General features: G+C 48.2%; 7 protein-coding genes. 2 read left to right on the top strand and 5 right to left on the bottom strand.

What is annotated here, in order from left to right; all coding sequences use genetic code 11:
• From Q4Q50_RS16965 to Q4Q50_RS16955, 3 genes are all read right to left on the bottom strand, one after another.
• Positions 1-100 (bottom strand): DUF2474 family protein (locus tag Q4Q50_RS16965; RefSeq protein ID WP_311900357.1); only part of this gene is annotated, 100 nt, incomplete at its 3' end.
• A 101-nt stretch (positions 101-201) separates the two neighbouring features.
• A complete protein-coding gene (cydB, locus tag Q4Q50_RS16960; protein WP_311900356.1) occupies positions 202-1,209 on the bottom strand; it encodes a cytochrome d ubiquinol oxidase subunit II in 1,008 nt (335 codons plus the stop codon).
• A gap of 60 nt (positions 1,210-1,269) precedes the next feature.
• Positions 1,270-2,604 (bottom strand): cytochrome ubiquinol oxidase subunit I, encoded by a 1,335-nt coding sequence (locus Q4Q50_RS16955; RefSeq protein ID WP_311900354.1) that lies wholly within the window; start codon positions 2,602-2,604, stop codon positions 1,270-1,272.
• A 157-nt stretch (positions 2,605-2,761) separates the two neighbouring features.
• Here Q4Q50_RS16955 and Q4Q50_RS16950 point away from each other — a divergent pair, with 157 nt between their 5' ends.
• Both Q4Q50_RS16950 and Q4Q50_RS16945 read left to right on the top strand, forming a co-directional pair.
• Positions 2,762-4,174, top strand: coding sequence for an aminotransferase-like domain-containing protein (locus Q4Q50_RS16950; RefSeq protein ID WP_311900353.1), 1,413 nt, complete (start codon positions 2,762-2,764; stop codon positions 4,172-4,174).
• A 198-nt stretch (positions 4,175-4,372) separates the two neighbouring features.
• Complete coding sequence (locus Q4Q50_RS16945; RefSeq protein ID WP_311900352.1) at positions 4,373-5,671, top strand: O-acetylhomoserine aminocarboxypropyltransferase/cysteine synthase family protein; 1,299 nt, start codon at positions 4,373-4,375, stop codon at positions 5,669-5,671.
• Positions 5,672-5,793: 122 nt separating this feature from the next.
• On the opposite strand, the gene Q4Q50_RS16940 is transcribed toward Q4Q50_RS16945, so the two are convergent.
• Both Q4Q50_RS16940 and Q4Q50_RS16935 read right to left on the bottom strand, forming a co-directional pair.
• Positions 5,794-8,988 carry a DUF2339 domain-containing protein gene (locus Q4Q50_RS16940; protein WP_311900351.1) on the bottom strand — a complete coding sequence of 1,065 codons (3,195 nt, stop codon included), beginning with the start codon at positions 8,986-8,988 and terminating at the stop codon, positions 5,794-5,796.
• A gap of 155 nt (positions 8,989-9,143) precedes the next feature.
• Positions 9,144-9,425: a hypothetical protein gene (locus Q4Q50_RS16935; RefSeq protein ID WP_006080450.1), complete on the bottom strand. Its 282-nt coding sequence runs from the start codon at positions 9,423-9,425 to the stop codon at positions 9,144-9,146.
• Positions 9,426-9,477 lie beyond the last annotated feature (52 nt).

Here is a 9,477-nt window from a genome sequence, read left to right as displayed (position 1 = left end):
TAATGCACATGGAGACGAGGAACAGGCAACTGACGCTCGTGCACCAAATGAGCACTAACCAGCCGAGTCGATAGCTGAGGGATTTAGTTGGGGTCGTCATGTTTATCTCCAGCATGTGTAAAGTTATCTAAAGTGAATTAGCGACCTAAGCCAAATTAGCTTAGGTCGCGTTTTGGGAAGCCTCTTTTACCTGAGTCATGGCTAGTGATAGCCTGCATCTTTAGTGACTTTGCCGCGGAACACGTAGTAGCTCCAAAAGGTGTAAACCAAAATCAGCGGGATGATCATCAGCGCGCCGACGAGCATAAAGCTTAAGCTGCTATCGGGCGCGGCCGCCTGCCAAAGGCTGATGTTGGGTGGAATAATGTGTGGCCAGATACTGATCCCGAGTCCACTAAAACCTAAAAAAACCAGGCATAGCGTGAGCAGGAATGGCTGATAGTTATCATCGCGGTGCAAGGATTTCATCAAGGCCCAGCCGCAGGCTAATACCAGTATGGGCACTGGGGCAAAGTAGAATAAATTCGGCAAACTAAACCAGCGCAGGGCAATATTGGGCTGCACAAAAGGCGTCCATAAACTGACTAAACCTATGGTCATAAGTAAGCATAAGGTCAGTGCTCTGCCGAGTTGTTGCATGGTCGTTTTAAGCTCGCCTTGGCATTTTTTCACCAGCCAAGTCGCGCCGAGCAAAGCATAGGCCAGCATAAGACCAAATCCACAGAAGAGTGAGAGGGGCGTTAACCAATCGAAACTTCCGCCGCTAAATTGCTGCTCACTGACCGAAATACCTGAGATAAACGCCCCCAGTACTACGCCCTGTGAAAAGGTGGCAGTGATAGAGCCGAACATAAACGCTTTATCCCAAAATGGCTTAGCTTCTGCGCCCGACTTAAATCTAAACTCAAATGCCACGCCACGAAAAATCAGTGCCAGCAGCATGATGAGCAGCGGTATGGTCAGCGCTTCGAGCACTATGGCATAGGCGAGGGGAAAGGCACCGAGCAGGCTGGCGCCGCCGAGCACTAACCAGGTTTCGTTACCATCCCAAACGGGGGCGACGGTATTAACCATAATGTCCCTGTCGTCCTCGTCGTGAATGAAGGGAAACAGTATGCCTATGCCGAGATCAAAGCCATCCATCACGATATACATCAAGGTGGCAAATATAATGATCCCGAACCAAATCAAGGGTAAATCGAATTCCATGGTGAGCCCTTAAATATGTTTAAGATTGAATAAGTAAAACTAGATTTATTGACTTTAAAATTAATGGCTTGTTGCTGCGATATCTGGCCCTTTGCGGATAAGTCGCATCATATAGCGATAACCCACACCGAAGATGCCGCAGTAACTGACAATGAAAATCCCTAGGCTGATACTCAGGTGGGTAACGCTGTGGGAAGACACGGCATCCTGCGTGCGCATCAACCCTTGGATCACCCATGGTTGGCGGCCAAGTTCGGTGGTAAACCAGCCCGCTAGTGTCGCGAGCAGTCCTGCAGGGCCGAGCACCAACACAAATCGCAGAAAGTGTTTGTTGCTGTAGAGCTTGCCTTTGCGTCTGAGGTAAGCGCTCCACAGTCCGGCAAAAATCATCAATAGGCCTAAGCCGACCATGACCCTAAAACTCCAAAACACTAACAAAACATTGGGTCTGTCCTCGGCGGGATACTCAGTCAAGGCGGGCACTTGTTTGCTTAAATCGTGCTTTAAAATCAGACTCGCCAGTCCTGGGATTTCGAGGCTGAAGTGGTTTTTCTCTGCGTCCATATCAGGAATGGCAAACAAGATCAGCGGTGTGGGTTTATCGCCCTCATTACGCCAATGGCCTTCCATCGCCGCGACTTTTACTGGTTGATATTCAAGGGTATTTAAACCATGGAAATCACCAATCACAGCTTGCAGCGGCGCGACGATTAACGCCATCCACATCGCCATAGACAACATTTTACGAATTGCGGGCGTATCGTTCCCTTTGAGTAAATGCCACGCCGCCGATGCGCCCACAAAGAAAGCCGACGAAATAAACGCCGCCACTGTCATGTGGGCTAAACGATAGGGAAATGACGGGTTAAACACTATCTGAAACCAATCAACAGGAATGACGCGATTATTTACGATTTCAAAACCTTGGGGCGTCTGCATCCAACTGTTTGACGCTAAGATCCAGAAGGTCGAGATAATCGTGCCCGTGGCAACCATGCAAGTGGCGAAGAAATGTAGGTTTCTGCCTACCTTCTGCTGACCAAATAGCATGACCCCCAGAAAACCCGCTTCGAGGAAGAAGGCGGTAAGTACTTCATAGGTGAGTAGCGGCCCCGTCACGCTGCCCGCGAAGGCGGAAAACGCGCTCCAATGGGTACCAAATTGGTAGGCCATAACAATGCCAGAGACCACGCCCATGCCGAAGTTAATAGCAAAAATTTTCGACCAAAATTGATAGAGTTGTTGGTACACTTGATTCGCCGTTTTCAACCATAAGCCTTCTAATACCGCTAAATAAGTGGCGAGGCCGATAGTGATGGCGGGGAAAATAATGTGAAAAGAGATAGTAAAAGCGAATTGGATCCTAGCAAGTACGGTGGCATCAAAATCAAACATAATTTCCTCGAGAGATAAGAGTCTCGTTACAAAGGCATTCATTAATGCAGTGTCCACTGAGCCTAATATTGGCCCAGCGGTGAAAGCTTGTGTGCCATTAGAGCATGGGATAAGCTGGCTATAACAGACACAGAATATATTGAATGAGCTATAACAGATGGCGAAGTACGAGCAGTTAGCGCAGGAATTAAAGACACGAATAGCCCAAGGCGTCTGGCAGGCGGGGGACAAGTTGCCGTCGCTGCGCCAAACTGTGGCTGATTCGGGTTTGAGTTTGATGACAGTGCTTAATGCCTATCAGCTATTGGAAAGCCAAGGCGTGATTACGGCGCAGGCAAAATCGGGTTATTTAGTGGCGCCGCAGCCAGAAACCTTTCGCTATCCCGACCGTCAGCGGCAGATTTATCTCTCTGATAAAGTGGATATTAACGAGTTCGTCTTCTCTGTTTTACAGGCGTCAAAACAGGCGGGCATAGTGCCCTTTGGCTCAGGTTTTCCCGATCCCAGTTTATTCCCGCAGCAAGCGTTGGCGCGCTCATTAGTTAAGGTCACTCGGCACATGTCGCCGTCTTTTGCCGCCGATAATTTACCGCCGGGGAATGCGGGACTGCGTAAGGCGATTTCCCAACGTTATGCCAAATTGGGTATGAGCATTTCACCCGATGAAATCTTAATTACTTCGGGCGCCATGGAGGCGCTGAACTTAAGTTTAGCGACCCTGACTCAAGCGGGGGATTGGGTAGTCATTGAATCCCCGACCTTTTATGGCGCGATGCAGGCGATTGAGCGGCTTAAGCTTAAGGCCATTGCGGTCGCGACGGATCCACAACTGGGCATTGATCTCGAGGCGCTAGCGGAAGTGTTAAAAACCTACCCAGTGAAAGCCTGCTGGTTGATGAGTCAACATCAAAATCCCCTTGGCTGTAGCTTGTCGGATACTAAAAAACAGGCGCTTTATCAGTTACTAAACGAGCATAAGGTCAGTTTAATTGAGGATGATGTTTATCAAGAACTCTATGTCGGCTCTAGTGCACCAAGGCCTGTAAAAGCCTTCGATACCGAAGGACGGGTGCTGCACTGCGGCTCATTTTCTAAGTCTTTGATTGCAGGTTATCGTGTCGGCTGGGTGGCGGCGGGACTGCATGCGCCGCAGTTACAACGCTTGCAAGTTATGTCGACGCTATCGACCAGTGCGCCCATGCAACTTGCCATCGCCGACTTTATTCAGTCGGCACAATATGAGCGCCATTTGAAGCAGTTACGTAAAAAGTTAGCCGATCGCAAATTGGCCATGTACCAGTTGTTGCGCGCACATCTACCCGAGTCTGTGGGAGTTAACTTTGCACAAGGCGGCTATTTTCTCTGGTTAGCGCTGCCTGCACACATGGATGCCACGCAAATTTATTCTGAGGCGATTGAGCGTGGGATCAGTATTGCTCCCGGAAATCTCTTTAGTAATCAGGTCGAGTTCCGCCATTTTATGCGCTTGAATGCCTCATACGAGTGCTCGCCAGAGATAGTCTCTGCTGTCGTGGTGCTGGCCGAACTTATCCGTAACTATTCGCGCTAACTCGTTAGGTTCGCTTTTTATATGAGCCTGTTATGTTAGCTCGCTTTGTTGTTTAGGGTTTTCGGTCAGAAGTTAAATGCTGAGGTTGAAAAAGTTTTAGACTTCCAGATGTCTATCTGTTAGCTTGTTGAATATGCACAAATCTTGTGCAATCCTCTTGGTTGGATCAAGGACAGCACTCTGTTGAAGGAAGTCAAAATGAAGCTTGAATCACTGGCATTACACTACGGTTATGAGTCAGAAGCGACCACGAAAGCGGCCGCGGTACCTATCTATCAAACCACCTCTTATACCTTCGATGATACCCAGCATGGTGCTGATTTATTTGACTTAAAAGTCGCAGGTAACATTTATACGCGGATCATGAATCCTACTACTAGCGTGCTAGAGCAGCGTCTGGCGGCCATTGAAGGCGGCATAGGTGCGCTGGCCGTGGCATCGGGTATGGCGGCGATTACCTATGCGATTCAAGCCCTGACTCAAGTTGGCGATAATATTGTCAGTACCAGTCAGCTCTATGGCGGCACTTACAATTTGTTTGCCCATACGCTGCCGCGCCAAGGCGTAGAAGTGCGTATGGCGGCCTTCGATGATTTTGAAGGCCTCGATGAGCTGATCGACGACAAAACTAAGGCCTTGTTCTGCGAATCAATTGGTAATCCGGCGGGCAATATTGTTGATTTACAACGTTTAGCCGAGATTGCCCATAAGCATGGCGTGCCTTTAATTGTCGATAATACGGTCGCAACCCCAGTGTTATGTCGCCCGTTTGAGCATGGCGCCGATATCGTGATCCACTCTTTAACCAAATACATTGGTGGCCATGGCACGACGATTGGCGGGGTGATTATCGATTCAGGCAAGTTTGATTGGGTCGCCAATAAGGAAAGATTTGCCTTACTCAACCAAGCTGATCCTTCTTATCACGGCGTGGTTTATACCGAAGCCTTTGGCCCCGCAGCGTTTATTGGTCGCTGCCGTGTGGTACCGCTACGTAATACCGGCGCCGCGCTTTCACCGCACAGCGCATTCTTACTGCTGCAAGGCCTTGAAACTTTAAGCCTTAGAATGGAGCGCCATTGCTCGAACGCGCTAGCATTAGCCGAATATTTGGTGTTGCATCCGGCGGTGAGTTGGGTGAACTACGGCGCGTTGCCGAGCAGCCCTTATCAGGATAATTGCCACAAGATCACTGGCGGAAAAGCTTCTGGGATCATCAGCTTTGGGATTAAAGCGGCCACGCCTGAAGAGGGTAAAATTACCGGCGGACGTTTTATCGATGCGCTGCAGATGATCCTGCGTTTAGTGAACATCGGCGATGCGAAATCCTTGGCCTGTCACCCTGCGAGTACCACGCACAGACAGCTCGATGCCGATGAACTGGCACGGGCGGGCGTGTCAGAAGATCTTATCCGTATCTCGGTTGGGATTGAGCATATTGACGACATCATTAACGATGTGGCGCAGGCGCTCGATAAGGCACTGGTTAGCAAGTAGTTCATATTGAGTAGCCCATGTCGAATAGCTGATACCCCATCGATTTATTAAATCGTTAACAGTAAAAAGCCGCCATCGATTCAATTCGATGGCGGCTTTTTTTTAGTGCTTTTAAAACGATGTTAATCTTGCTGCAATCGATTTCTCGCCTTCTGGTAGAAGTACGACACTGTCAGCAAAATAACCCCGATCAGCATAAAGGCAATGACCTTTTGCACTAATTCGAAGGACGCCATATCCAGTAATAGCACTTTGAGCGTCGATAGGATAAATAGCCCTGCGGCGAGGCGGATCATATCGGCATTTTGTGGTTTTAAGCTGATAAACATCAACACACTGCCATGGATAACCAATAAAATTGCGCTGAGTGGGGCGGCAATCATGCTATCGAAACTATAACTCCACATGAAGTAACTCAAGGCAAGTAGCAGATGCCAACCCCACTTAAGTCCTTGTAATGGCAAGATACGTCTATGCAAGCGTATTGCTGCGCCGTGCTGCAAGATAAGCCTTGCTAGGAGTGCCAGCGATAAAAACTCGATTAACACAAACGAGGCATTATCACGATTAAGCCCAAGTGTTAGTTCAAAATGCAACATGATGGGCAACAGGGCTAAGCCTAACGTTAGGCCGTAGGCGAGATGGTAGCTTTCCTTTATTGCGGCTTGGATTTCGGCAACTAGGGTTAACTTCATGCTATGTGAGGCTTGGCCTTCAGCTCTTTTGCTTAAACTTTTTTGGATAAGCAATGCAAAATAACCACTTAAGGCTAACGCTGTCATCGCTATTCCGACTAGCTCTGAATGATTAAAGCCATAAACGATCACGGCCAATACCAGTGCAAAGTAATAAGGACTCAGTTGCCATTGTAGCTGCAGCAAGGGGCGCCATGTCTCGGGTAATTGGCGATAACGAAGCAGGGTGAAGCCCATAAACAGGGCGCCAATAACCAGCGCCGCGAGTCCTTGCCAAGCGTGAATAAGACATAGCGAGGCGGTCATCATAACCGCTAGCCAAGTGAGGATTTTGGCCTCTATGTTCAAACTCTTATGCTTAACAAAATAGGCTAAACCTAGGCTCATAAAGGTGCTCAGCCAAAGGGCGATAGCGGTATATTCCCAATAGTTGCGGATAACTTTGGGCAGCAGAATAAGCGGCAGCAGCAAATAACAGCAGATTTGCACGCTGTAAGCGGCTTTGGCAAATAGCGCATCTTTATAGTGACGACGATACCAATAATGGGCCAAGAGTAAGGTGGTAAATAACTCAATTCGTGCCAGTTTGGCCATAAGCGGCTGGGCGCTAAAGCTAAAACTGTCAGTGAGCGTTATGCCTTCAACGACCTTAAAGAGCAGCGGTAATAGCAAGATCCAAGCGGCAAATTCGCTGATAACGAGTTTGTCCTTTGCGCTTAAATACAGCAGTAATAGGCTGACCAGTGGCAAGATAGCGAGATAGTAATCGCTGCTCAAAAGGTAAGCCGCGAGGATAATTGTCGCCACATAAAAACCGCTTAATAGTTCTTTTAGTATTCTGCAAAGCTGATGTTCTAACGCAGAAAGCGGCGCATGGGTGAATGTTAATAGTCGAATGGTAAAGACTAAGGTGGCGCAACTTAAGGCTAGTGCTATCAGCGAAAAGCCAAAGGCCGATAAAGGTGAAATCGATAAGGTATCTAACATGCTGGATTCTAACAGTGCCATGCTATCTAGCACGCTAAACGCATTTAGCCCTAATCCCATTAGCAGTAGTACATAGGCTTCGGCGCGCACTGAAACCAGCTCTTCCTTGGTGCCAATCCATAGCAGTAATAAGGCTTCGAGCAGTAAGACTAAGCCGAGGAAATCATGGCTGAGTAAATACAGCGCCGCGAATCCGGCAAAACTTCCTGCAAAGACTAACAATAAGCCGCTGCGGGCTTTTTCTAGGTTGCCTGTGCGCTTCCAATAGAGGGCTGCGCAAATCAGTGCGTTGGCCGCAAAGATTTCCCCTGCGAACTCAGTAAATTGCGTCAACTCTAATAACACAAAGGCGAGCAATGCTATCGGTAGGGCGAGTATGCGATGGCTCAGTGCATTATGTTTTTCATCCTGATGGGTAAACGGTTTGGTAAATAGTAGGCCTGTGATGCCGTAGAGATAAAAGAACGCATTAATACTGATAAGCGCGAGCAGACTGACGCCGCCAACGTCACTGAGTGGCAATTCAATGAAATGGCTAAAAGTTTCGATGCAGCCTATGTGCAACAGGGCGGTGATTTCCAGTAGCAGCGGCCACTTAAGTTTGCGACTCTGGGCAAGGGCGCCTGCACCAATAAGCAGTAAATAAGGCAGATACAATAGCGGCGCATAGCTTTGGGATAACAGCATCATAGGCGCGGTTGAGCCACCGACTAAGGCGATCACGGCGATCACTTTGGCATCTAAGCGCAGCGACAGGCCATAACCCGCCAAAGTGATCAATAACAGTAAGATAAAACTCGCGCTATTGGGAATTAACTCAAAATACGGCCCAATAAAGTACGCGCAGAGATAATTAAGTATGAGTCCGAGTCCGACAATACCTGAGCCAAAATCCGCCATGCCCGCGCGTTTTTGGCGAATAAAAATCCCGCCGGCTATGATAGCGTTCGCACTGGCAAACCCGAGTAGGGCTTTGCCCAGTTCAGAGAACCAATGGTTGATGGAATATTGCAGTAAATAACCAAAGCCTAAGGTCAGGGTGATGATCCCTGCAACTGTCATCAAGAAGACTGGCCCTAATCCCTTAGCTTGATAATGATGGTAGAAGGATTTGATTTGTTCGGTAATTGCGCCAAAGGGCGCCATGATGGCCGCTAATCCTTGGGATAGCAGATCATCAAATTGACTCGCCACTTGCACGCTTGCCTGTAATTTGACTTCATCACTCAGTTGTTGGCCCTGCGCCTGGTATTCGGTTTTAGCGACTTGTTCTGCTGAGGTATTTTTTGTGTTTCTTTGCCAAGGGTTTCCTTGCACAGCGTTTTGCTGCCATGGGTTGGGTTCTGCTTGAGCAGGCGCTACGGGAGTAGACTCAAGGATTGGTGTGTGTGCCGCATAGGCTAATGCGGGCGTGTTATCTGCGGCAGGGAGCACAGCCGCAATCGATACTGCATCTGCCGCCGAACTGACAGTGGTATCAGAGGCGTCTTCAGTCGCAATTTGCTGACTTAAGGTATCGAGCTTAGTTGAAAATTCTGCCAATTGACGGCTGAGCGAAGATTGCTGCGATAAATGCAGCGACTGTAATTGTGCCAGCTCAGCTTTTAGTTGGGCGACGTCATCCTTTAACGGCATATCTCAATCCTAAGTATTTAATACTAGTAATATACTAAACTTTTACTGGGTTGAAGTGTACTGACATAAAAGCGACATAGAAAACAAGTTTTAACGCAACTTGGGCTGCGTTAAATTCAAGGTGGTTAGCCGAATTTTCGCTTATTCAAGGCAAATTATTTATTTAATTCTTCCGCTAAGGCACTTTGGTTGTTGGCTACGATTCTCGCAATCTCGGGATCGCCTTGGTGCAACTGCTCGAAGCAGTGCTGATGAAGCACTGCATATAAATAAGATAAGCTGACGACAGTATCTTGAGCATTATGTAAGTGTGTATCGCGTGCGGTTCTATCGAGCAGATCGCAGCAGGCGCTAAGTTGCTTATCAATCGCTGTCAGTAGCTCTTTTTGCTTATTGTCGAGTAATTCGCATAATTGCTCTTCTTGGTGATGAGTCATGCAAGTTTTCCTTGTTTTGGGGATTGATTAAATCCTCAGACCGCCATTAGGC

The sequence above is a fragment of the Shewanella scandinavica genome, assembly GCF_031932065.1.
Lineage (GTDB): Bacteria > Pseudomonadota > Gammaproteobacteria > Enterobacterales > Shewanellaceae > Shewanella > Shewanella baltica.
This window is presented reverse-complemented; position numbering and strand designations above follow the sequence as displayed.